This window comes from Streptomyces sp. NPDC104367 (assembly GCF_055583825.1).
This window is the reverse complement of the sequence record NZ_JBVJND010000094.1, coordinates 1-1,793: the sequence shown is the minus strand read 5'-3', so window position 1 is coordinate 1,793 and position 1,793 is coordinate 1. Positions and strand designations below refer to the sequence as shown.

1 protein-coding gene is annotated in these 1,793 nt (G+C 69.0%); it reads left to right on the top strand.

Annotated elements, in window-relative coordinates; genetic code table 11:
• Window positions 1–95: 95 nt before the first annotated feature.
• Entirely contained in the window at window positions 96–1,769 is a 1,674-nt protein-coding gene (locus tag ACZ619_RS45810; RefSeq protein ID WP_469611999.1) for an IS1182 family transposase, read from the top strand.
• Window positions 1,770–1,793: the final 24 nt, after the last annotated feature.

The following is a 1,793-nucleotide window of genomic DNA, read 5'->3' as shown; positions in this document are numbered from 1 at the left end:
GATGCTGTTGGCGAATTCGGAGCCGTGCGTGACGTCGGCCTTCGAGACCTGGTTGTGGTCTTGAAGGCCGACGTTGTCGTATGGGGTGGGTGCGGGTGTCGTTGCAGCCGGAGGGGTCTGGGGAGATCCCGGTGGAGACGGTGCGGGTGGCGCGGGCCGCGTTCCCGAAGGGGAGTCTGGCGATCCGTCTGCGGGATGAGCTGGGGCCGTTGTTCACCGATGAGGAGTTCGCGGACCTGTTCCCGGTGCGGGGCCTGCCGGCTTGGTCGCCGGGCCGGCTGGTGCTGGTGCTGGTGTTGCAGTTCGTTGAGGGGCTGACCGACCGGCAGGCCGCGGACGCGGTACGGGCCAGGATCGACTTCAAGTACGCCCTGGGGCTTCGGCTGGACGATCCGGGCTTCGACTTCTCGGTGCTTTCGGAGTTCAGGGACAGGCTGGCTGGGGCGGATGGCGGGCGGCGGGTGCTGGACGGTGTTCTGGCCGTGGCTCGTGAGAAAGGGCTGCTCAAGAGTGCCGGCCGGGCCCGTACGGACTCCACCCACGTACTGTCGGCGGCGCGTGAGCTGTGCTGGCTGGAGCAGGTGGCGGAGACTCTGCGGTCGGCGCTGAACGCGCTGGCACAGACGGCACCGGACTGGCTGGCCGGTATCGCCGGGCCTGACTGGTTCAGGCACTACGCGACCAGGGCCGAGGACAGCCGGTTCCCCACCGGCCGTGCGAAGCGGGACGAGGTGGGGGAGCGGATCGGCCGGGACGGAACACTCCTGCTGGCTGCGGTCTTCGCGGCTGACGCCCCTGCCGGTCTGCGCGGGCCTGCCGAGGTGGAGACGCTGCGGCAGGTGTGGGTCCAGCACTTCCACCAAGTGGAGGGCGAGGTACGGCGAAGGGGCCCCAAAGACCGCCCGCCGAGCGCAATGCGCCTGGTCACTCCCTATGACACCGACGCACGCGGCAGCGTGAAGCGCGACACGATGTGGGACGGCTACAAGGTCCACTTCACCGAGACCTGCGAGCTGGACGCCCCGAACCTGATCACGAACGTGGCCACCACCCTCTCCACCACCCACGACGTGGTGATAGCCGCACCGATCCACGCGGATCTGGCCGCTCGTAACTGCCTTCCTGCCGAACACTGGGTGGACGCCGGCTATCCCAGCGCCTCGCAGATCGTGGCAGCCCGCCGTGACCACCAAGTCGACCTGCTGGGTCCTGTGAAGGCCAGCACCGCCGCCCAGGCAGACGGCCCGTTCAGCCAGGACGCGTTCACCATCGACTGGGACAGACAACAGGTGACCTGCCCGAACGGGGGCGTCAGCACGCAGTGGCACGAGCGCCGCTCCCAGCAGGGCCTGCCCGTCATCCGGGTTCGGTTCAGCCCCGCCGACTGCCGCCCCTGCCCCCACCTGCGCGACTGCGCCAACTCGCCCAAGGCCGAGCGTCGTGAGCTGAACCTGCGGCGCCGGGAGGAACACGAGGCTGTCCGAGAGGCCCGCGCAGAGCAGCAGACCGACGAGTGGAAGGACCGCTACAGGATCCGGGCCGGTGTCGAAGGCACCATTGCCCAAGGTGTTCAGCGCTGCGGCCTGCGCAGATCCCGCTACCGCGGTCTCGCGAAGACCAGCCTCCAGCATCAGCTCACCGGCGCAGCCATCAACCTCGCCCGCATCGACGCCCACCTCACCGACACACCACGGGCCCGCACACGCACCAGCCACTTCGCAGCACTTCGCCCCGCCGACCAAACGGCCGACGGGACGAAGAAGGCGTAGGGCCCCGGATTTACCAACAGCATC